General features: G+C 72.5%; 22 protein-coding genes. 10 read left to right on the forward strand and 12 right to left on the reverse strand.

Going from position 1 to position 19,449, the window contains the following annotated elements:
- Positions 1-2 precede the first annotated feature (2 nt).
- The 3 genes from sucD (at position 3) to ACLBYE_RS13365 (ending at position 5,040) form a co-directional block, all read left to right on the forward strand.
- The gene (gene sucD, locus ACLBYE_RS13355) at positions 3-893 is read left to right on the forward strand and encodes a succinate--CoA ligase subunit alpha (RefSeq protein ID WP_010687110.1); all 891 of its coding nucleotides are present in this window, start codon (positions 3-5) and stop codon (positions 891-893) included.
- Positions 894-1,060: 167 nt separating this feature from the next.
- Positions 1,061-3,811 carry a phosphoenolpyruvate carboxylase gene (locus tag ACLBYE_RS13360; RefSeq protein WP_447694555.1) on the forward strand — a complete coding sequence of 917 codons (2,751 nt, stop codon included), beginning with the start codon at positions 1,061-1,063 and terminating at the stop codon, positions 3,809-3,811.
- A gap of 257 nt (positions 3,812-4,068) precedes the next feature.
- Positions 4,069-5,040, forward strand: coding sequence for an HpcH/HpaI aldolase/citrate lyase family protein (locus ACLBYE_RS13365; protein ID WP_447694556.1), 972 nt, complete (start codon positions 4,069-4,071; stop codon positions 5,038-5,040).
- Between the two features lie 168 nt (positions 5,041-5,208).
- Here ACLBYE_RS13365 and ACLBYE_RS13370 read toward each other — a convergent pair whose 3' ends face one another.
- The 4 genes from ACLBYE_RS13370 to ACLBYE_RS13385 all read right to left on the reverse strand — a co-directional run bounded on the left by ACLBYE_RS13370 (position 5,209) and on the right by ACLBYE_RS13385 (position 7,915).
- Complete coding sequence (locus ACLBYE_RS13370) at positions 5,209-6,060, reverse strand: glycosyltransferase family 2 protein (protein WP_447694557.1); 852 nt, start codon at positions 6,058-6,060, stop codon at positions 5,209-5,211.
- Entirely contained in the window at positions 6,057-6,650 is a 594-nt protein-coding gene (locus ACLBYE_RS13375; protein WP_447694558.1) for an SAM-dependent methyltransferase, read from the reverse strand. The genes ACLBYE_RS13370 and ACLBYE_RS13375 overlap by 4 nt, the downstream gene beginning before the upstream one ends.
- Entirely contained in the window at positions 6,647-7,384 is a 738-nt protein-coding gene (locus ACLBYE_RS13380; protein WP_447694559.1) for a PIG-L deacetylase family protein, read from the reverse strand. The genes ACLBYE_RS13375 and ACLBYE_RS13380 overlap by 4 nt, the downstream gene beginning before the upstream one ends.
- Positions 7,385-7,591: 207 nt before the next feature.
- A complete protein-coding gene (locus ACLBYE_RS13385; RefSeq protein ID WP_020092648.1) occupies positions 7,592-7,915 on the reverse strand; it encodes an XRE family transcriptional regulator in 324 nt (107 codons plus the stop codon).
- A 222-nt stretch (positions 7,916-8,137) separates the two neighbouring features.
- Here ACLBYE_RS13385 and ACLBYE_RS13390 point away from each other — a divergent pair, with 222 nt between their 5' ends.
- Both ACLBYE_RS13390 and ACLBYE_RS13395 read left to right on the forward strand, forming a co-directional pair.
- A complete protein-coding gene (locus ACLBYE_RS13390) occupies positions 8,138-8,653 on the forward strand; it encodes an META domain-containing protein (RefSeq protein ID WP_056525903.1) in 516 nt (171 codons plus the stop codon).
- Between the two features lie 94 nt (positions 8,654-8,747).
- The gene (locus tag ACLBYE_RS13395) at positions 8,748-8,912 is read left to right on the forward strand and encodes a hypothetical protein (protein ID WP_447694560.1); all 165 of its coding nucleotides are present in this window, start codon (positions 8,748-8,750) and stop codon (positions 8,910-8,912) included.
- 28 nt (positions 8,913-8,940) lie between these two features.
- On the opposite strand, the gene ACLBYE_RS13400 is transcribed toward ACLBYE_RS13395, so the two are convergent.
- Both ACLBYE_RS13400 and ACLBYE_RS13405 read right to left on the reverse strand, forming a co-directional pair.
- The gene (locus ACLBYE_RS13400) at positions 8,941-9,156 is read right to left on the reverse strand and encodes a hypothetical protein (RefSeq protein ID WP_447694561.1); all 216 of its coding nucleotides are present in this window, start codon (positions 9,154-9,156) and stop codon (positions 8,941-8,943) included.
- A 108-nt stretch (positions 9,157-9,264) separates the two neighbouring features.
- Positions 9,265-9,543: a hypothetical protein gene (locus ACLBYE_RS13405; protein WP_447694562.1), complete on the reverse strand. Its 279-nt coding sequence runs from the start codon at positions 9,541-9,543 to the stop codon at positions 9,265-9,267.
- A gap of 158 nt (positions 9,544-9,701) precedes the next feature.
- Between ACLBYE_RS13405 and ACLBYE_RS13410 the strand changes: the two genes are divergently transcribed.
- Entirely contained in the window at positions 9,702-10,235 is a 534-nt protein-coding gene (locus tag ACLBYE_RS13410; protein ID WP_447694563.1) for a gamma carbonic anhydrase family protein, read from the forward strand.
- A gap of 42 nt (positions 10,236-10,277) precedes the next feature.
- Here the strand turns inward: ACLBYE_RS13410 and ppa are convergent, their stop codons facing one another.
- Together ppa and ACLBYE_RS13420 are read right to left on the reverse strand one after the other, a co-directional pair.
- Complete coding sequence (ppa, locus tag ACLBYE_RS13415) at positions 10,278-10,811, reverse strand: inorganic diphosphatase (RefSeq protein WP_020092642.1); 534 nt, start codon at positions 10,809-10,811, stop codon at positions 10,278-10,280.
- Between the two features lie 111 nt (positions 10,812-10,922).
- A complete protein-coding gene (locus ACLBYE_RS13420; RefSeq protein WP_056525909.1) occupies positions 10,923-11,429 on the reverse strand; it encodes a GNAT family N-acetyltransferase in 507 nt (168 codons plus the stop codon).
- A gap of 217 nt (positions 11,430-11,646) precedes the next feature.
- Here ACLBYE_RS13420 and ACLBYE_RS13425 point away from each other — a divergent pair, with 217 nt between their 5' ends.
- A complete protein-coding gene (locus ACLBYE_RS13425; protein ID WP_447694564.1) occupies positions 11,647-12,372 on the forward strand; it encodes a tyrosine-protein phosphatase in 726 nt (241 codons plus the stop codon).
- 3 nt (positions 12,373-12,375) lie between these two features.
- Here the strand turns inward: ACLBYE_RS13425 and ACLBYE_RS13430 are convergent, their stop codons facing one another.
- The gene (locus ACLBYE_RS13430) at positions 12,376-13,233 is read right to left on the reverse strand and encodes a prephenate dehydratase (RefSeq protein WP_091976771.1); all 858 of its coding nucleotides are present in this window, start codon (positions 13,231-13,233) and stop codon (positions 12,376-12,378) included.
- Between the two features lie 23 nt (positions 13,234-13,256).
- Positions 13,257-14,000: a 3-deoxy-manno-octulosonate cytidylyltransferase gene (locus tag ACLBYE_RS13435; RefSeq protein ID WP_020092638.1), complete on the reverse strand. Its 744-nt coding sequence runs from the start codon at positions 13,998-14,000 to the stop codon at positions 13,257-13,259.
- Positions 14,001-14,323: 323 nt separating this feature from the next.
- Between ACLBYE_RS13435 and ACLBYE_RS13440 the strand changes: the two genes are divergently transcribed.
- Together ACLBYE_RS13440 and ACLBYE_RS13445 are read left to right on the forward strand one after the other, a co-directional pair.
- On the forward strand, positions 14,324-15,280 hold the full coding sequence (locus ACLBYE_RS13440; RefSeq protein ID WP_447694565.1) for a c-type cytochrome: 957 nt from the start codon (positions 14,324-14,326) through the stop codon (positions 15,278-15,280).
- Between the two features lie 164 nt (positions 15,281-15,444).
- A complete protein-coding gene (locus tag ACLBYE_RS13445) occupies positions 15,445-16,605 on the forward strand; it encodes a multidrug effflux MFS transporter (RefSeq protein ID WP_447681697.1) in 1,161 nt (386 codons plus the stop codon).
- A gap of 267 nt (positions 16,606-16,872) precedes the next feature.
- Here ACLBYE_RS13445 and ACLBYE_RS13450 read toward each other — a convergent pair whose 3' ends face one another.
- Entirely contained in the window at positions 16,873-17,376 is a 504-nt protein-coding gene (locus tag ACLBYE_RS13450) for a GNAT family N-acetyltransferase (RefSeq protein WP_100251390.1), read from the reverse strand.
- A gap of 64 nt (positions 17,377-17,440) precedes the next feature.
- Complete coding sequence (locus ACLBYE_RS13455) at positions 17,441-18,637, reverse strand: MFS transporter (protein ID WP_447694566.1); 1,197 nt, start codon at positions 18,635-18,637, stop codon at positions 17,441-17,443.
- Between the two features lie 80 nt (positions 18,638-18,717).
- Between ACLBYE_RS13455 and ACLBYE_RS13460 the strand changes: the two genes are divergently transcribed.
- Positions 18,718-19,449: helix-turn-helix domain-containing protein (locus ACLBYE_RS13460; RefSeq protein WP_447694567.1), on the forward strand; the 732-nt coding region annotated here is incomplete at its 3' end.

The following is a 19,449-nucleotide window of genomic DNA, read 5'->3' on the forward strand; positions in this document are numbered from 1 at the left end:
CCATGAGCATCCTCATCGACGAGACCACCCCGATCATCGTCCAGGGCATCACGGGCGACAAGGGCACCTTCCACGCCAAGGAGATGCTGGATTACGGCACGAACGTCGTCGGCGGCGTCACACCGGGCAAGGGCGGGCGCACCCATCTCGGCCTGCCGGTGTTCAACACCGTCAAGGAGGCGGTCGCGGCGACCGGCGCCACCACGTCGATCACCTTCGTGGCGCCCCCCTTCGCGGCGGACGCCATCATGGAGGCGGCCGATGCCGGCCTGCGGCTGGTCTGCTCGATCACCGACGGCATCCCCGCCCAGGACATGATGCGGGTGAAGCGCTACTTGTACCGCTACCCCAAAGAGAAGCGGACCATGGTGGTCGGCCCGAACTGCGCCGGCATCATCTCGCCCGGCAAGGCGATGCTCGGCATCATGCCCGGCCACATCTACCTCCCGGGCAATGTCGGGGTGATCTCCCGCTCCGGGACGCTGGGCTACGAGGCCGCCTCGCAGCTCAAGGAACTGGGGCTCGGCATCTCGACCTCGGTGGGCATCGGCGGCGACCCGATCAACGGCTCGTCCTTCCTCGACCACCTCGCCCTGTTCGAGACCGACCCGGACACCGACGCGGTCCTGATGATCGGCGAGATCGGCGGCCCGCAGGAGGCCGAGGCCTCGGCCTGGATCCGCGAGAACATGTCGAAGCCGGTGATCGGCTTCGTGGCCGGGCTGACCGCCCCGAAGGGGCGCCGCATGGGCCATGCCGGCGCGATCATCTCGGCGGCCGGCGACAGCGCCGCCGAGAAGGCCGAGATCATGCGCTCCTACGGGCTGACGGTGGCGCCGGATCCGGGCTCCTTCGGGCAGACGGTGGCCGACGTGCTGGCCCGGGCCGCGTAGCGCAGCCGGTCCGCCCTACGTCCCGGAACGCGGCGCGGGTCCTCTCTCCCGAGCGGGAGCGGGCGCGCGTCGCGCTGGGCACCGGCCGACGCGCGTCGCCCTCCCGGAGGTGACGGCGCGTCGCGCTGAACATCCTCGAGAAAGACCGTGCGCCACGAGGTGGCTCCATGACCCGCACCCTTCACGCAACCCCCGGTCTCGTCGATGCCACGGCCTTCGCGCCGCCGGTGATCGTCGGCACGTCGTCGGAGCAGGCGCTGGACATCCTGTTCCAGGCGCTGCTCGACGTCGCCCGCCGGCACGACCCCGACCTCGAGGCGGTCCTGCACGGGACGGCCGACATCTCGCGCTTCTCGCCGCAGATGCTGGCGCGCGCGCTGCAGGTGCAGGGCATCTGGTTCCAGCTGATCTCCATCGCCGAGCAGAACGCCGCGATGCGCCGCCGCCGGCACGTGGAGCGCACGGAGGGGCGGGCCGCGCTCGGCGGCTCCTTCGCCAAGGTGTTCTCGGATGCCCGCAAGCAGGGGGTGCCGCCCGAGAAGATCCAGGCGCTGCTCAGCGACCTGCGCATCCGCCCGACGCTCACCGCCCACCCGACCGAGGGCAAGCGGGTGACGGTGCTGGAGAAGTTCCGCCGGATCTACCTCGTCCTGCGCGAGCTGGAGATGCCGCGCTGGACCGACCGTGAGCGCAACGGGCTCATGAACGCGCTGCGCGACCAGATCGAGCTGGTCTGGATGACGGGCGAGCTGCACCTGGAGAAGGCGACCGTCGAGCGGGAGGTGGCCTGGGGGCTGCACTTCTTCGACGAGACCCTCTTCGAGATGCTGCCCGAGACCCTGGAGACCCTGCACGAGGCGCTGGCCGAGACCTATCCGGGCACGGAGTTCAGGGTGCCGCCGTTCTTCCAGTTCGGCTCCTGGATCGGCGGCGACCGGGACGGCAACCCCTACGTCACGGCGGCGGTCACCCGGCAGACCCTGCACCGCAACGCGCTCGCCTCGCTCACGCGCTACCGCGACGGCGTCCGCGAGCTGGGGCGGACCCTCTCGCTCACCGAGCGCTCGCTGCCGCTGCCCGAGAGCTTCCGCGCGGAGCTCGACCGGAATCTCGCCGAGAGCGGCCAGGCCCGCGCCATCACCCGGCGCAACCCGGGCGAGCCCTATCGCCAGTACCTCTCCTGCGTGCTGCGCAAGATCGAGGCGACGATCGCCCGCAACGAGGGCGAGCACCCGTCCGGCCCCGACTACGCGAGCGCGGACGGGCTGATCGAGGACCTGCGCACCCTGGAGCGCGGCCTGACCGAGGCCAAGTGCGGGGCACTGGCGCGGGACCTCGTGCGCCCGGTCCGGCGCATGGTCGAGATCTTCCGCTTCTCGACGGTCCGCCTCGACCTGCGCGAGAACACCACCCGGACCACCGACACGCTCCACGCCCTCTGGCGGCAGCGCAACGGCGAGGGCGAGCCGCCGGCCCTCGGCTCGGCCGCGTGGCGCCAGTGGCTCGACACGGAACTCGCCCGGCCGCGCGATCCCGAGCGGTCCTTCGAGGATCTGCCCGACGCCGCCCGCGAGACGCTCGCCACCTTCGCCCTCGTCGCCGAGATGCGCGAGGCCCTCGACCGCGAGGCGTTCGGCGCCTTCGTGCTCTCGATGACCCGCTCGGTGGAGGACGTGCTCGGCGCCTACCTGCTGGCCAAGGAGGCGGGGGTGTTCCTCGACTCCGCCGGCACGGAGATCTGCCCCCTGCCGATCGTGCCCCTGTTCGAGACCATCGACGACCTGCGCGCCGCCCCGGCGATCATGCGGGCGCTGCTCAGTACGCCGGTGGTGCGCCGCTCCACCCGCTGGCAGGGCGGCGTGCAGGAGGTGATGATCGGCTACTCCGACTCCAACAAGGACGGCGGCTTCGTCGCCGCCAACTGGGAGCTCTACAAGGCGCAGAGCAAGCTGACCCGCCTCGGCGAGGAGCTCGGCGTCGGGATCGCCTTCTTCCACGGGCGCGGCGGCTCGGTGAGCCGCGGCGGCGTGCCGACCCAGAAGGGCATCATGGCCCAGCCGCCGGGCTCGATCCGCGGCCGCTTCCGGACCACCGAGCAGGGCGAGGTCGTCTCGTTCAAGTACGCCAACCGCGGCACGGCCGCCTACCAGATGGAGCTGCTGGCGGCCTCGGTGTTCGAGCACGCGCTCGCCGGCGACGGCGAGCGGGCGGGCCCCGGCCACGACGACGCCCTCGAAGCGCTCGCCGGCGCCTCGCGGGCGGCCTATGTCCAGCTGCTCCAGACCGACGGCCTGGTCGATTACTTCCAGGCGGCGAGCCCGCTGGACGAGATCTCCCTTCTCAACATCGGCTCGCGTCCGGCCCGCCGCTTCGGCGCGCGCTCGCTCTCGGACCTCCGCGCGATCCCCTGGGTGTTCGCGTGGTCGCAGAACCGGCACGTGATCACCGGCTGGTACGGCGTCGGCTCGGGCCTCGCGAGCTTCATCGACGTGCGCGGCCGCGACGGCGAGGCGACCCTCAAGCGGCTGTTCAACGAGTCCCGCATCCTCCGCCTCGTCCTCGACGAGGTCGAGAAGACGCTGATGATGGTCGATCTCGACATCGCCCGCGCCTACGCGGGCCTCGTCCAGGACGCGGGCGTCCGGGACCGGATCTTCTCGATGATCGAGGCCGAGTACGCGCTCACCCGCGAGATGGTGCTGCGGGTGAGCGGCGGCACGGAGCTGGCCGAGCGCTTCCCCCTGTTCCGGGACCGCCTGAAGGGCCGGCTCCCGACGATCAACCAGGTCAGCCGCGAGCAGGTCGAACTGCTCGCCCGCTACCGCGCGGAGACCGACGAGGACCGGCGCGAGGCGGTGAAGTCGGCCCTGCTCCTGTCCATCAACTGCATCGCGGTCGGCTTCGGGGCGACGGGGTGAGGAAGGACGCAACGGACTCCCTCTCCCGTTCGGGAGAGGGTTGGGGTGAGGGATCAGGTCATTCCGGAAAGGTCGCACCCCTCACCCTGTCCCTCTCCCGCACGGGAGAGGGGACCCGCGCTTCAAACCGATCAGGTGAAGCAGGCTGAAACGCCCCCGCGCCCTGTCAGCGACCCTCGCGCGCGCCATTTGCCGCCGATGAACGGGACCGCATCCCGCAACGGCATCAGAACCGTCACCAGGAGAGAGAACCCAAGATGAGCTTCACCCTGATCCAGCAGGCCAAGCCGCGCCTGCACCGCTCCGAACTCGCCGTGCCCGGCTCCAACCCGACCTTCATGGAGAAGTCGGCTTCTTCGGCGGCGGACGTGATCTTCCTCGATCTCGAGGACGCGGTCGCCCCGGACGACAAGGAGAAGGCCCGCACCAACATCATCCAGGCGCTGAACGACCTGGATTGGGGCAACAAGACCATGATGATCCGCATCAACGGTCTCGACACCCACTACATGTACCGCGACGTGGTCGACATCGTCGAAGCCTGCCCGCGGCTCGACATGGTGCTGATCCCCAAGGTCGGCGTGCCGGCCGACGTCTACGCCATCGACGTGCTGGTCACCCAGATCGAGCAGGCCAAGAAGCGCGAGAAGCAGATCGGCTTCGAGGTCCTGATCGAGACGGCCCTCGGCATGGCCAACGTCGAGGCGATCGCCCAGTCGTCGAAGCGTCTGGAGGCGATGTCCTTCGGCGTCGCCGACTACGCCGCCTCGACCCGCGCCCGCTCCACCGTCATCGGCGGCGTGAACCCCGACTTCTCGGTGCTCACCGACAAGGACGAGTCCGGCAGCCGCCAGACCCACTGGCAGGACCCGTGGCTGTTCGCCCAGAACCGCATGCTGGTCGCCTGCCGCGCCTACGGCCTGCGCCCGATCGACGGACCGTTCGGCGACTTCTCGGATCCGGACGGCTACCGCTCGGCGGCCCGCCGCTGCGCCGCCCTCGGCTTCGAGGGCAAGTGGGCGATCCACCCGAGCCAGATCGAGCTCGCCAACGAGGTGTTCACCCCCTCCGAGGCCGAGGTCAACAAGGCCCGGCGCATCCTCGAGGCCATGGAAGAGGCCGCCAAGGCCGGCCGCGGCGCCGTGTCCCTGGACGGCCGCCTCATCGACATCGCCTCGATCCGCATGGCCGAGGCGCTGATCGAGAAGGCCAACGCCATGAAGGGCTGAGGAGCTACACGCGAAGGGCGGAGCCGGGCTCCGCCCTTCGTCTTCGGGCTCCTGTCTCTGCGAGCGCAGCGAAGCAATCCAGGGAACCGCCACATACGGAAATCGGGCGCTCCCCTGGATTGCTTCGCTACGCTCGCAAAGACGGTGCGCGCCGGAGGAGCTGCAGTCTCAGAACGGCCGATCGTCCGGCAGCCGCGCCGCTTCCATCTCGTCCGGGGTCGGGTCCCGGTGAACCACGATCCCGGTGGACCGGTCCGCCGCGATCAGCCCGAGCCGGGCGAACCCGTCGAGCCAGCCGTCCATCGGCCAGATCCCGTGCCGGTCGTGGAAGCGCGCCGCGTTGGCGACGATGTCGCGGAAATGCTGCAGCGGCGGGTCGTAGCCCGGATGATGCTGGTGGTAGGCCCGGGGGCCGCCGAGGAACAGGATCGGCACGCCGGCCCGCTCGGCCCGGAAGGCGAGGTCAGTGTCCTCCGCGCCGTAGCCCGAGAAGGTCTCGTCGAAGCCGCCGAGGCGGTCGTAGGTCGCGGCCCGCACCGCGAAGGCGAGGGACCAGAACAGGCCGGGCTGCGGCGCCGGCGCCACCGTGCCGGCGGGCGGGAAGGCCCGCACCGGGTGCGGCGCGCCGAGACGCGCCAGATCGGGCTCGCGCCACCCGTCCGCGACCGCGCCGGCCGGCAGGTAGCCGATCTCGCAGCAGATCAGGCCGTCCCGCTCGGCCACCGCCCGCGACAGGCCCGCGACGAGCCCCGCCGAGGGGATGCAGTCCACGTCGAGGAAGATCAGCGTGTCGGCGTGGGCGGCCCGGCGCCCCGCATTGCGCGCCGCGGCGAGCGGCAGGCCGGCACGCGGGAACGGGACGCGCTCCACCGGGAAGGGCAGGGCCGGGTAGGGCGCCGCGTCGTCCCCGATCTCGACGACGACGCAGCGGTCGGGCGGGTCGCCGCGGCCGAGGCCTTCGAGCAGGCGGGTCAGGTGCGCGCGCCGGCCCTTGTTGAGGGTGATGACCGCGACGCTCACGGTGCGGTTCCGGCGCGCAGGACGTCGATGCGGTACTTGTCCGTCCGCGCTTGGCTCAGGACCTGGGCGAAGGGCGCCGACAGCCGGATGAAGCCCTCGGCGGCGCCGTCACCCGAGAGCGGGTAGTCGGTCTCGCCCAGCCAGTGCACCAGCACGATGTCGCCGCCGGGCACGATCGTCGCGCCGGCCCGGCGCACGAGCGCGGCGAAATCCTCCGGGGCCAGGAAGTACAGGAACTCGGAGAGCACGATCAGGTCGAACCGCTCCTCGGGCCAGTCCGCCGGCATCGTGCCCAGCCGGATCTCGACGTGGGGGCGATCCGCGCAGCGCGCCCGGGCGTCCTCGAGGGCGGCCGGGACCAGATCCGTGGCGAGGAGACGCTCGCAGCGCTCGGACAGGGCGTGGGTGAAGACGCCGATGGAGCAGGCCGGCTCGAACGCGGCCCGGTAGCGCGTCCGCGGCAGGGCCGCCAGCGTCGCCGCGTACTTGTCGCGCTCGTAGGATGACGAGGTGAAGCGCCAGGGATCCGGGTCGCTGGCGTACATGCCGAGGAAGTAGTCTTCCGGCAGGGTCTGCGTCCGGCGGCTCATGCGGGGACCGCGACGAAGCGCTCGTAGGGGCCGCAGAGCCGGTCGATCATGGCGGGCTCGAGCCGGAAGCCCTGGGGATCGTCCGCGATCAGGTCGGTGGTCTGCGATTCGTGGGCGGCGACCGCGCGCGCCTTGGTCTCGCGATAGGCGGAGACGTCGAGGCGCAGGCCGGCGGGGCTCGGCCCGACCTCCGTCTCGGGCGGCAGGGTCCAGCCCCAGACGGGGTACTCGTAGACGCGCACCCCCGGCATCCGCGGCCGCGCGAGGGCGACGATCGCCGCGGCCGCCTTGTGGTCGCAGTGGGGATCGTGGCGCCACGTGACGAAGACCGCGCCGGCCCCGATGCCCGCGGCCGCGCGGGCTACCGCGGACGCGGCGGCCTCGGCCTCGGGACCGTCGCTCGGGACGTGCGCGTCCGGGAGGCGCAGGAAGGTGACGGCCTCGGGCCCGAGGCCGAGGACCGCCACGGCCCGCCGGGTCTCCGCCTCGCGCAGGGCGCGCAGTTTCTCAGGCGGGTAGAGACGGGAATGGGTGTGCGACCCGCAGCCGTCGCTGACCACGACGAGGTGCACGGGCCGTCCCGACGCCCGGGCGGCGGCGATCAGCCCGCCGCATCCGAGGCTCTCGTCGTCGGGATGGGGCGCGACGACCACGAGCCCCCGGCTCCCCAGGAGGGCGTCGAGGCTCGCCACCGGCAGCGCGTCGGCGGCGGCGAGGAAGGCGTCGGCGCGCATCAGCGGCCTCCGATCCGGTCGGAGGCCGAGAGGTCGAGAGCCGAGAGCTCGACGGCCAAGAGGAAGCGCCGGTCGCACCGCGACGGGCTGCTGACGGGATCGATCACGGGACGCTCCACGGACGGTGCGCGGGTTGTGGCGTCCCGGGTTGTCAGGCGCGGCGCATGAACGCGCCATGAGCGGCGCGTTCGGGCAGGCCGGCGGGTGTCAGCGGTCGTTCTCGGTGGTGAGCGCGTCGGCGCGGGTGCCCTCGTCGACGCCGCGTCCGGCCGCCAGGTGGACGCCCGGCGTCGGCGCGTCACGGAAGACCGCGCCGGCGGCGCTGAGGGCGCTGCGCAGGGCCTCGACCTGGCCGCTTGGCGCGTCGCTGTAGCCGCCCTCGAAATCCCGCACGAATCGCTCGTCCAGGCCGACCTTGCCGGCGAGATCGGCCTCCGACCAGCCGAGCAGCCCGCGGGCCGCCCGCGACTGCGCCGGGGTCATGGCGAGCGCCCGGGTCCCGCTCTGCGCGCCCTCGTCCGATCCTGCCAAGGTGATCCTCCTGCTTCGCACTGATCAACAACGATCGCGGTCCCGGATCGTTTCCGGGCGGTCTTCGGCCGAGCGCGACCATAATTGTGCTGAAATCCTGTCGCATCCGGCAAGGCGCAAGGATTCGGAGCGGCCCTCGCGAGGGGCCGGACCGCGCGGCCCGCGCGGCGCTTCCGGACCGGGATGACCTGCGCGCGGCGCGCGCGACATGGGGACTGGACGATGAGAGGGGTGCTGATCGCGAGCTTGGCCTGTGCCGTGCTGGCCATGGACCTGACCGCGGCGACGCAGGCGCAGGCGCAGATGGGCGGCTCGCCCACGGGCTTCGGCCGGGGCAACCGCCGGCCGGGCGGCGAGGAGGAGAAGAAGCCCCAGTACGTGCCGGGGACCAAGGCCAGCGAGAAGATGTTCCCGCTGGACTCGACCTGGACCGCCGTGAGCCTGAACGGCAAGCCGTTCACGGGCGGCGATCGGCCGAGCTTCATCATCGACAAGCAGTACCGCGCCCGCGGCTACGGCGGCTGCAACACCTTCGCGGCCACCGCCTTCCCGCTCAAGGAGCAGCACATCGCCGTCGGCCCGCTCGCGCTCACCAAGAAGAGCTGCGACAAGGGCCTCGCGGCCGCCGAGCAGGCGTTCTTCATCGCCCTGCGCACTTCGGCGGCGTGGGACATGGTCGGCTCGCAGCTCGTTCTGAAGAGCCCGAACGGCGAGCTGAAGTTCGACCGGGCCCTTTAAGGGCCGGTTCACCACGCCGAACGACGACGATCGCCGATTCAGACGTCCTTGAGGGGCGTCGGCGCTCACTCCTCCGGTATCGAGGAGTGCGCGGATGCCAGTCGGGATCGGGATCGGACGCGGGGATCCCCTGCGTCCCGCGGTGACGCGGACCGCGCGTTTCTCGGGGCCCGAGGGCTTCCATCCGGGCGCCCTCTGGCTCGCCGCGGCGGCGCCGCTCCTGGCGACCCTCCTCCTCCTCGTCCGGCTCACGGCCTGAGGGGAGCCCGCGCCGACCGGTCTCCGACTCAGCGGGTGCCGGTCGTGCCCGGCGCCCGAGAGGCCTCGGAGGCGCGGTGCGTCTCGGGCGAGGCCTCCGAGCGCAGCATCACGGGCGGGAACAGGGCCGTTAGACCCGCGGCCACGCCGTACAGGACGGGATCGGCGTTCACGCCCGCTTCATGCGGACGCAGATCGCTGGTCAGCTTCGTGCGCCGGCGGGCATCGCGCGCGTTCGCGAGCATCTGTCCGCGTCCCCGTTGTTCGCTTGTTCGAAACGGTCAATGCCGCGTTCCGCGTTTCGTTGCCGCGGACGTCCGATATTTCTCCCGGCCATCGACCGCGGCCGATTCTCAGCCCCGGCGCCGGAGGATCGGCACGGCCCGACCGTCCGGCAGCGGGCAGGCGGCCGGGACGACCTCGACGATCGACGCGCTCGGGCAGCGCGCCCGGCAGCCCTCGGCCGCCGCGATCTGATCGCCGCCGCAGGCGTCGGCGAAGCAGAAGGTCCCGAGATCCTCGCACGTCGCCCGGAACCGGCCCGGCGCCGCCGGCCCCCGCAGGTCCGCGGCTCCGGCCCCCTGCGTCAGCAGGAGAAGCGTCAGACCGATCAGGGCCGGGAGCCGTGCCATCTCTGTCTCCGATCCGGGTCGCGACCGCTTGCGGAGCCAGCCTAGCATTGGCAGCCTGGACGCGCCGTACCATTCCCGCGACACGTGCCGCGCGTCATCTGTCGCGATCCCGGCCGCGCCGCGCCGCCGATACCACCGCTCTTCCGTGAAAGGCCGCCATGCCGCTCTACGCCCTCGACGAGCACGTCCCCGACCTCGCCGACCCGGCCCGGGTCTGGGTCGCGCCCGACGCGCAGGTGATCGGCCGGGTGCATCTCGGCCTCGATGTCGGCATCTGGTTCGGCGCGGCCCTGCGCGGCGACAACGAGCCGATCCGCATCGGCGACCGCACCAACGTCCAGGAAGGCGTGATCATGCACGTCGATCCCGGCTTCCCCCTCGTGATCGGGGCCGACGTCACGATCGGGCACGGCGCGATCGTGCACGGCTGCACCATCGGGGACGGGAGCCTCGTCGGCATGGGGGCGACGGTTCTGAACGGGGCCCGGATCGGGCGCGGCTGCCTCGTCGGCGCCAACGCGCTGGTCACCGAGGGCAAGGAATTCCCGGATCACAGCCTGATCGTCGGGGCGCCGGCCAAGGCCGTGCGCACCCTCGACGAGGCCGCGATCGAGGGTCTGCGGCAGGCCGCCCTGCGCTACGTGGAGAATGCCCGGCGCTACCGGGCCGGGCTGCGCCGCATCGACGGCTGACGGGTATACGGGCCGCTCCCCGGAGGAGCGGCCGGGACGCCCTTACTTCTTGGCCTTGCCGCGCTCGATCGCTTCCTCGATCAGCCGGTGGGCCTCCTCCTTGTCGCCCCAGCGGACGAACTTGACCCACTTGCCGGGCTCCAGATCCTTGTAGTGCTCGAAGAAGTGCTGGATCTGCTGGATCGTGATGTCGGGCAGGTCGGTGTAGTTCTCGACCCGGTCGTAGCGCTTGGTCAGGTGGCGGGAGGGCACCGCGATGATCTTCTCGTCCTCGCCGCCCTCGTCCTGCATCACCATCACGCCCACGGGACGCGCGCTGATGATCGCGCCCGGCAGAACCGCGCGGGTGTTGGCCACCAGCACGTCGCAGGGATCGCCGTCGCCCGACAGGGTGTGGGGGATGAAGCCGTAATTGCCCGGGTAGAACATCGGCGTGTACAGGAACCGGTCGACGACCAGCGCGCCGGATTCCTTGTCCATCTCGTACTTGATCGGCTCGCCGCCCAGCGGCACCTCGACGATCACGTTGACGTCGTGCGGCGGCTTCTTGCCGAGCGGGATGGCGTCGATCTTCATGGCCTGTCGCTTCCGGAATGCGGTCTCGTCCGCTTCCCGGATCTCTTAGAGGCGCCGCCTGGCAAAGCAAATCAGTCGATGGTACGGCCCGGCAACGAGCGCTGGAAAACGTTAGCCGAAGAGAAATCCGACCTTCGGGAGCGGGAGGCCGGCCACGCGGTCCAGCACCCGCGGGCCGGCGACGCCGCCGAGCCCCTCGTAGAAGGCGCTGGCGCGGGCGTTGTCCTCCAGGCTCCACACGCCGAGCCGCGCGAGGCCGTGATCCGCGAGGTCGTTGCGCACCGCCCGGAACAGGCGCCGGCCCAGGCCGACGCCCTGGTACTCCGGCAGCAGGTAGAGTTCGTCGATCTCCGCCTCGGTGCCGAGCGACCGGCTGCGCGTCCGCCCGTAGGCCGCGTAGCCGACGACGAGTTCGCCCGTCTCGACCACCGCGATCGGCCGGCCGCGGCGCAGGGCGCCACGCCACCAAGCCCGGTCCCGGGTCGAGATCAGCCGCTCCAGGGCGACGCCCGGGATGATGCCGCGATAGGCCTCGCGCCACGACGCATCGAACACCTTGGACAAGCCGCCGAGGTCGGCCTCGCGGGCCCGGCGGATGCTCGTGGTGCGCGTGCTCATGGGCCTCGGGTCTCCCATCGTCCGACCGGCGGATAACTCGCGCGGTCCGCGCAGGTTCGATGCCGATCCGGGCGGAGTGAAGGCAAGAATGGCGCCGGATCGCGTCGGTGTGTGGTCGACCGCGCGCCGGTCGGGTGCCGGGCCGCCCCGGGTCCGCGAATTGCCGGGCCGCCGGGTGGCTGGTAGAGCCCGGGCTCGTTCCCTCGGCAGCCCGGCCTTGTTCAACCGCTTCCTCAAGCCCGAGACGCGCTACGCGCGCCGCATGGCCCGGATCGCCCGCTTCGAGCGGCCGATCGCCGGCCCCGGCGACCGGCTGTGGGCCTGGGCCAGCATGCTGCTGATGGACCACGGCGTGTTCCGCCTCGCCTACCTCAACCGGCACCGGGTCGGGTCCGGCGCCCTCTGGCGCTCGGCCCAGCCCGGTCCCCACCAGCTCGCCCGCTTCCGGGCCGAAGGGGTCCGGACGATCATCTCCCTGCGCGGCGGGCGCGAGCACGGGTCCTGGCCGCTGCAGCGCGAGGCCTGCGAGCGCCACGGGCTCAAGCTCGTCGAGTTCGTGCTCCGCTCGCGGGAGGCGCCGGACCGGGCCACCATCCTCGGCGCCAGGGCGTTCTTCGCCGGCATCGAGTACCCGGCCGTGATGCACTGCAAGTCCGGCGCCGACCGGGCCGGCCTCGCCTCGGCCCTGTACCTGATCCTGCACGAGGGCCGCCCGGTGGCCGAGGCCGCCCGGCAGCTCTCCGCCCGCTACGGCCATCTCCGCTTCGCCAAGACCGGGATCCTCGACGCGTTCTTCGCCCGCTACCGCGTCGAGGGCGAGGCGAAGGGTCTCGACTTCCTGACCTGGGTCGAGACCGTCTACGATCCCGAGGCGCTCAAGCGGGATTTCCGGCCGGGCTTCTGGTCGGATCTGGCCGCCGACCGCATCCTGCGGCGGGAGTGAGGCTCACTCCGCCGGCGGCCGCGCCGCCTCGCGGAACGGGTGGGCCGGGTAGGTGCCGATCACCCGCAGCTCGCGCGAGAAGAAGCCGAGCTCGTCCAGCGCGCGGCGGAGGCCCGTATCCTCCGGATGGCCGTCGACCTCGGCGTAGAACTGCGTGGCGGTGAACTCGCCGTCGACCATGTAGCTCTCGAGCTTCGACATGTTGACGCCGTTGGTCGCGAAGCCGCCGAGCGCCTTGTAGAGGGCGGCCGGGATGTTGCGGACGCGGAACACGAAGCTCGTCACGCAGGGCTCGGCGCCCTGGGCGACCGGCTCGGGCTCGGGGGAGAACACCACGAACCGGGTGGTGTTGTGCGCCTCGTCCTCGACGTCGCGCTCGAGGATGTCGAGGCCGTAGACCTCGGCGGCGAGGGCGGGCGCCAGGGCCGCCCGGCTCGGGTCGCCGATCTCGGCGATCTCGCGGGCCGCCCCGGCGGTGTCGCCGGCGACCACGGCCTTCAGGCCCAGCCGGCGGATGATGCGGCGGCACTGGCCCAGCGCGTGGACGTGGCTGTGGACGCTCTTCAGCGCCTCGAGCTTCGTGCCCGGCAGGACCATCAGCTGGAAGTGGATCGGCAGGAAGTGCTCGGCCACGATGTGCAGCGGCGAGATCGGGATCAGGTGGTGGATGTCGGCGACGCGGCCCGCGATCGAGTTCTCGATCGGGATCATCGCCCGCTGCGCGCGCCCCTCCGTCACCGCCGCGAAGGCGTCCTCGAAGGTCGGGCAGGGCAGCGGCGTCCAGTCCGGATAGGCCTCCGCGCAGATGATGTGCGAGTTGGCCCCGGGCTCACCCTGGTAGGCGATGGTGCGGTCGGTCATGGCGGCGCGGATTCGTTCGTCGGTCAGTTCAGGCGCCGGCCCTGCAGCAGGGCGCGGGCCCGTTCCAGGTCGGCGGGGGTGTCGACGCCGAGCGGCAGGTCGTCGACGATGGCGGCATCGATGCGCATGCCGGCCTCGAGGGCCCGCAGCTGCTCCAGCTTCTCCCGCACCTCCAGCTCGCCGGGCGGCAGGGCCACGAACCGGCTGAGCGCCGTGCGCCGGTAGGCGTACAGGCCGATATGGTGCCAGAGTGGCCCATCGCCCCAGGGCGCGCGGGCGCGGGTGAAGTAGAGGGCGCGCAGGCGCCCGGGACCGACCGCGTGGCCGACGAGCTTGACCACGTTGGGGTTGTCGGCCTCGTGCGGATCGGTGATCGGCGCGCAGAGGGTGACGATGTCGACGGTGCGGTCGGCGAGCGGCGCGACGGAGGCGCCGATGATCGCCGGGTCGATGGTCGGCAGGTCGCCCTGCACGTTGACGACCACGTCGTGGCGGCCCTCCGGATCGACGATCTCCAGGGCCTCGGCGAGGCGATCGGAGCCCGACGGGTGGTCGGCCCGGGTCATCACCGCGAGGCCCCCCGCGGCCTCGACCGTGCGGGCGATCTCCGCCGTGTCGGTGGCGACCACCACCGGGCCGATCCCGGCCTCGACGGCCCGGCGCCAGACATGGACGATCATGGCCTCGCCGGCGATGTCGGCCAGCGGCTTGTTCGGCAGGCGGGTCGCGGCGAGGCGCGCCGGGATCAGGACCAGGGGGTCGGACATCGAGATTCGGATCCGGATGCGCGGATCGAGCGGCCGCGACGGGAGGCGGCCGGCTGCTTAACAGGCCGGCCCCCGGTTGTCGTCCCCCGGGAACGGGCCGGCGGAAGCGGGTCGCACCGCGGTGGAGAAAAGGTGCCACCTGGTGACAAGCTGGACAATTCGGTGGAACAATCCTGCGCCGGAGCGACGCGGAACGCCCCTGCGGCATTGTCAGGAGCCGCCCGGAACCGCTAAGGCAACCTCGAAATCTTCCAATGTCCGGTGTCCGAGCCCGCTCGCCCGTGTCAGGCGCGCGTTCGGCACGGCCGAGTTGCGAGAAGAGCATGAACTCGTTCGAGGTGAACAAGGTCCTGGGTGCGGTCCTCGGCGCCCTTCTGTTCGCGGCCGGATCGGGTTTCGTCGCCGAATTGATCTACCACCCGAAGCCGGCGGGCAATGCCGGCTACGACCTGCCCGAGCCGCAGCCCGAGACCGCCGCGGCGGCGCCCGAGGCCAAGGTCGAGCCGATCGCCGTCCGCCTCGCCAGCGCCAGTGTCGAGAAGGGTTCGGCCGGCACCAAGGCCTGCCACGCCTGCCACAGCTTCGAGAAGGGCGGCCCGAACAAGGTCGGCCCCGACCTGTACGGCATCGTCGAGCGGCCGAAGGGCGCGCATGCGGGCTTCGACTACTCGGCGGCCATGAAGGAGAAGGGCGGCACCTGGACCTACGCCGACCTCGACGAGTTCCTGACGAACCCGAAGGCCTACGTGAAGGGCACCAAGATGGCCTACGCGGGCATCGCCGCGCCGCAGGAGCGGGCCAACGTCATCGCCTACCTGCGGACGCTCGCCGAATCGCCGAAGCCGCTGCCGGCCGTCGAGAAGAGCGACGCCGCGCCGGCGGCCGCGCCCGCCGCGGCCAAGCCCGAGGACAAGCCCGCCGCCGACAAGCCCGCCGCCAACAAGGCGTCCGAGGGTAAGGACAGCCCGGCCAAGCCCGCCGATACCGGCACCGCGAAGCCGGTCGAGGCGAAGTCGCCCGGCAGCCCGCGGACGACCGGCGAGTCGAGCGACCGCAACGCGCCGGCTCCCCCGGCCAGCGCCCACGACAGCGACCAGCAGGGCCAGCCCTCGAGCCTGATCCCCGCCGAGCCGACCGCGCCGACGGCGCCGGCCGCCAAGGAGCCGGCCGCGAAGGCCAATCCCGAGGCCGTCGAGCGGGCGAAGGATCTGGAGGTCGGCGGCCCGACCAAGGATCTGAACGCGCCGCTGCCGACCCCGCAGCCGCTGCCGAAGGAGTAGGCGGCACGGCCGGGTGCGGGGCTGCGTACGGTCCCGCCCCTCGCGTGCCTGGCGCGTTCCGCCAGCATGGCTCCGGGCGTGGCCCTTGCTCTAAGGCGGCTGCGCCCCGGCATCCGGCCGGATCGAGAACCGCGTAGGGCCCCTTGACTGATCGACGTCCCGCTGTGCCGGAGCGCCGGGCCCCCCTGCCGCTCCTCGTCGCCGTGACCATGACCGGAACGGTGGCGCTGCACATCTTCGTGCCGGCGCTGGCGGCGGCGGCCGTCGACCTCGGTACCAACGCCGCCGGCGCCCAGCTGACGATCACCGTCTACCTGATCGGGCTCGCGGGCGGTCAGCTCCTCTACGGGCCGCTCTCGGACCGGTACGGGCGGCGCCCGATCCTGATCGGGGGACTCGGCCTCTACCTCGCCGGCCTGCTGCTCGCGATCCCCGCGCCGAACATCGGCGTCCTGCTCGTCGCCCGCGTCCTGCAATCGCTCGGCGCCTGCGGTTCGCTGGTGATCGGCCGGGCGATGGTCCGCGACGTCTCGACCCGCGAGGACGCCGCCCGGAAGCTCGCGATCCTCACCACCGCGATGACGCTCACGCCCGCGCTGGCCCCGGCGATCGGCGGCGTGGTGAACGAGGCCTTCGGCTGGCGCGCGGTGTTCGTGGTGCTGGCCGGCCTCGTCGCCGTGCTGGGTGCGCTCGTCGTCTTCACCCTGCCCGAGACCAACCGCCACAAGGTGGCGCTGCCGGGCTTCGTCGCCGTCCTGTCCGGCTACCTGCGGCTGGTGCGGGTCCCGGTGTTCCGGGCCTACCTGGTGGCGGGGGCCTGCGGCGGCACCAGCCTCTACGCGTTCCTGGCGGTGGCGCCGTTCCTCCTCGTGGACCGGCTCGGGCGCTCGTCGCAGGAGGTGGGCTTCGACTGCCTGATCGTCGTGTTCGGCATGGTCGGCGGCGCCGTCCTGGCGAGCCGGCTCGCTGCCCGGGTGCCGATCCGCAAGGCGGCGCGGAGCGGCAACCTCCTCTGCATCGGGGCGGCGCTGTCGCTGCTGGTCGTGGACCGCACCGGCATGCTCGGCGTGGTCAGCCTGATCGTGCCGCTCTTCGTCTACGCGGTGGGCGTCGGTCTGCTCAGCCCCAACGCGGTGGCGGGGCTGATGAACGTCGACCCGCACGCGGCCGGGTCGGCCTCCAGCCTCTACGGCTTCACCCAGATGACGTTCGGGGCGCTGTTCACGGCCGCCGCCTCCGCGTGGCCCGCGACCTCGGCGACGCCGGTGGCGCTGGCGCTGCTCGCGGCCGGGCTGATCGCCGCGCTGGCGCTCCGGCGGGCCTGAACGGGTTTCGAACGGTCGAGCGCCGGCCCTGGAGGGGTTCGCTGCTCGGCGGATCCGTCGGCCCCCTCCGTCATTGCGAGCGCAGCGAAGCGACCCAGGGTCAGCGCGCCCTCCGTGAGTGTGGCGTTACTGGATCGCTTCGCTGCGCTCGCAATGACGGCGACTGCGTGTGGGTTGCGCTGAGCCATTCAGGCGCGTGCAGAAGACCGGCCCGGTGCGGATCGAAATCACCGTCAGAGAGCTGAGGTACGCCCGTCGGGCCCCGTTTCAGGTCCTGACCGCCTCGATCGGGCCCGACACGCCCGCACGGAACTCCTCGGCCAGTTCCAGCCACAGCAGGCGCGCCGGGTCGACTGGCCCCGGCAGGGTCAGGCGCCCGGGCGGAACCGGCGTGAAGCCGAAGCGGGCGTAGTAGGGCGCGTCGCCGACGAGGATCACCAGGCCCTCGCCCGCCCGCCGCGCCCCCTCGATCGCCGCGCGGGTCAGGGTGCCGCCGATGCCGCGGCCCTCGAAGCTCGGATCGACCGCCAGGGGGCCGAGCATCACGAAGGGCGTCGCCCCGGTCCGCACCGGCCCCATCCGGACCGAGCCGACGAGGAAGCTGCCGACCGAGGCTGTGATGCCGAGGTCGATCCGCTCGGCCGCGCCCTCGCGGAGGCGGTAGGCGGTGCGGGCGAAGCGGCCGGGGCCGAAGGCCCGGGCGTGGAGGCGCTCGATGGCGGGGGCATCCTCCGGCCGCTCCGGCCGGATGACGAGGGACAGATCGGTCACGGGGTACTCGCGGGTCGGACGGGCGCCGCGTAGCAGCGCCGGGCCGGACCCGCAAACCGTCGCGCTACTCGGCGGCGGCCAGGGCGGGCCGCGCGCCGCCCTGCGTCAGCCTCAGGAAGCCCAGGGCCGCGAGCCAGATCACCGCGCCGCAGGCGGAGGCGACGCCGAGGACCAGCGCGAAGCCGCCGCGGTCGTGCAGCAGGGCGATCGCCGGCACCACGAAGCCGCTCGCCGTGAAGCCCACGAAGTAGCGCACGCTGTAGGCGCGGGCCCGGTAGGCGGGCGGCACGTAGCGGGCGATCATCGCGTCGTTGATCACCACCTGCCCGTAGATCGCCGTCATGGCGAGGACGAGCCCGGCGAGCAGCGGCAGGCCGGTGGAGGCGGCCGCGATCCCGAGCCCCAGCGGCTGCAGCACCGAGAGCGCCACGAACAGGGACGGCAGGCTGTAGCGGTCGATCAGCCGGCCCATGGCGAGCTGCATCAGCGCGCCGAACAGGAAGACGCCGGTGGCCAGGGAGCCGGTCAGCGCCAGCGGCAGCGCCTGCCCGACGCCCTCGTCGATCACCTTGGGCAGGCTGATCGTCGTCAGGTTGAAGGTCAGGCCGCCCGCGAAGATCGACAGGGCGAACATCGCCATGAGCGCCCAGGGCCGGGTCACCGGGATCACCGCCGCGCCGCCGGCCTTCCGGCCCGCGGCGTCGCCGTCGCCCGGAACCAGGGCCACGAAGGCGGCCCCGCAGGCGAGGCAGACGAGGCCGGGAACGATGAAGGCCGCGCGCCAGCTGACCGTGGCGGCGAGCAGCGCGGTCAGGCCGGAGGCCGAGGCCGCGCCGAGATTGCCCCAGACGCCGTTGATGCCGAGATCGTGCCCGAGCCGGCGCGCATGGGTCACCAGCATGGCCGAGCCGACCGGGTGGTAGATCGCCGAGGCGAGCCCGAGGACGCAGAGCCAGAGGGCGAAGCCCAGCGGCGTCGAGGCGCTCGCCACGCCCAGGCAGGACAGGCCGTAGCCGAAGAAGAACACCGCCAGCATGTTGCGCCGCCCGAACCGGTCGGCGAGCGAGCCCATCGGCAGCGAGCACAGGCCGAAGGCCACGAAGGCGCCGGTGGCGAGCCCGATCAGCTCGCCGTAGCCGAGCCCGGTCTGGGCCGCGATGGCGATGACCGCGGTCGGGTAGATCAGCAGCACGAAATGGTCGAGGGCGTGCGCGACGTTGACGAAGCGCAGGGTGCGGCGGGACAGCGTGTCCGAATCCATCGCGGCGTATCCTCCGGGACGGCACCCTGATAGCCTGACCCGATGGCGGTGTTGGGCCGGATATGTACGCGAACGGGCCAATGTTGACGGAGGCGCGCGGCGCCGCGGGGCGGTCGACCGAGGCGGCTGACTACCAGGACGTGCCCCGCCCGGTCGCGGTGATGCCCAAGACCTACGCGGCCGGGATGCATCTCGCCCGGCACTTCCATCCCCGCGCGCAGCTGCTCTACGCCACGTCCGGCCTGATGATGGCGTTCGCGGAGGACGGCACCTGGGTGGTTCCCGAGGGGCACGCCCTCTGGATCCCGCCGCTTCTGCCGCACGCGGTCGCGACCCACGGGGCGGTCGCGATGTGCTCCGCCTATCTCGATCCCGCCGCGGTCCGGTCCTTCCCGGCGAGTTGCCGGGTGATCGCGATGTCGCGGCTCCTCGCCGCCGCGCTCACCGCGCTGGCGGAGGAGCCGGTGCTCTACGCAGAGGCGGGCCGCGGCGGCCACCTCGCCGCCCTGGTGCTCGACGAGATCGGCCGGGCCCCCGCGACGCCGCTCGCGCTGCCGCTCCCGCGCGACCCGCGCCTGCGCCGCGTCTGCCTCGCGCTGATCGAGGATCCGGCCTCGGAGGCCGATCTCGACGCCTGGGCCGACCGTGCCGGCGCGAGCCGGCGCACGCTCACGCGCGGGTTCCGTGCGGAGACCGGTCTCAGCTTCGGCGACTGGCGGGCGAGAGCCCGCGTGATCCGGGCGCTGGCGCTGGCGGCCGAGGGGCGGCCGCCGCGGGCGGTCGCGGCGGCCGTGGGCTACCGGAGCGCGCAG

The sequence above is a fragment of the Methylobacterium sp. A52T genome (genome assembly GCF_053346095.1).

Coding starts and splice junctions, on each gene's coding strand:
- ACLBYE_RS13395 (WP_447694560.1), top strand. CDS start 8,748: ATGCCAGTCGGGATCGGGATCGGACGCGGGGATCCCCTGCGTCCCGCG.
- ACLBYE_RS13405 (WP_447694562.1), bottom strand. CDS start 9,543: ATGGCACGGCTCCCGGCCCTGATCGGTCTGACGCTTCTCCTGCTGACG.
- ACLBYE_RS13410 (WP_447694563.1), top strand. CDS start 9,702: ATGCCGCTCTACGCCCTCGACGAGCACGTCCCCGACCTCGCCGACCCG.
- ACLBYE_RS13365 (WP_447694556.1), top strand. CDS start 4,069: ATGAGCTTCACCCTGATCCAGCAGGCCAAGCCGCGCCTGCACCGCTCC.
- ppa (WP_020092642.1), bottom strand. CDS start 10,811: ATGAAGATCGACGCCATCCCGCTCGGCAAGAAGCCGCCGCACGACGTC.
- sucD (WP_010687110.1), top strand. CDS start 3: ATGAGCATCCTCATCGACGAGACCACCCCGATCATCGTCCAGGGCATC.
- ACLBYE_RS13440 (WP_447694565.1), top strand. CDS start 14,324: ATGAACTCGTTCGAGGTGAACAAGGTCCTGGGTGCGGTCCTCGGCGCC.
- ACLBYE_RS13375 (WP_447694558.1), bottom strand. CDS start 6,650: ATGAGCCGCCGGACGCAGACCCTGCCGGAAGACTACTTCCTCGGCATG.
- ACLBYE_RS13420 (WP_056525909.1), bottom strand. CDS start 11,429: ATGAGCACGCGCACCACGAGCATCCGCCGGGCCCGCGAGGCCGACCTC.
- ACLBYE_RS13455 (WP_447694566.1), bottom strand. CDS start 18,637: ATGGATTCGGACACGCTGTCCCGCCGCACCCTGCGCTTCGTCAACGTC.
- ACLBYE_RS13360 (WP_447694555.1), top strand. CDS start 1,061: ATGACCCGCACCCTTCACGCAACCCCCGGTCTCGTCGATGCCACGGCC.
- ACLBYE_RS13380 (WP_447694559.1), bottom strand. CDS start 7,384: ATGCGCGCCGACGCCTTCCTCGCCGCCGCCGACGCGCTGCCGGTGGCG.
- ACLBYE_RS13435 (WP_020092638.1), bottom strand. CDS start 14,000: ATGTCCGACCCCCTGGTCCTGATCCCGGCGCGCCTCGCCGCGACCCGC.
- ACLBYE_RS13390 (WP_056525903.1), top strand. CDS start 8,138: ATGAGAGGGGTGCTGATCGCGAGCTTGGCCTGTGCCGTGCTGGCCATG.
- ACLBYE_RS13430 (WP_091976771.1), bottom strand. CDS start 13,233: ATGACCGACCGCACCATCGCCTACCAGGGTGAGCCCGGGGCCAACTCG.
- ACLBYE_RS13400 (WP_447694561.1), bottom strand. CDS start 9,156: ATGCTCGCGAACGCGCGCGATGCCCGCCGGCGCACGAAGCTGACCAGC.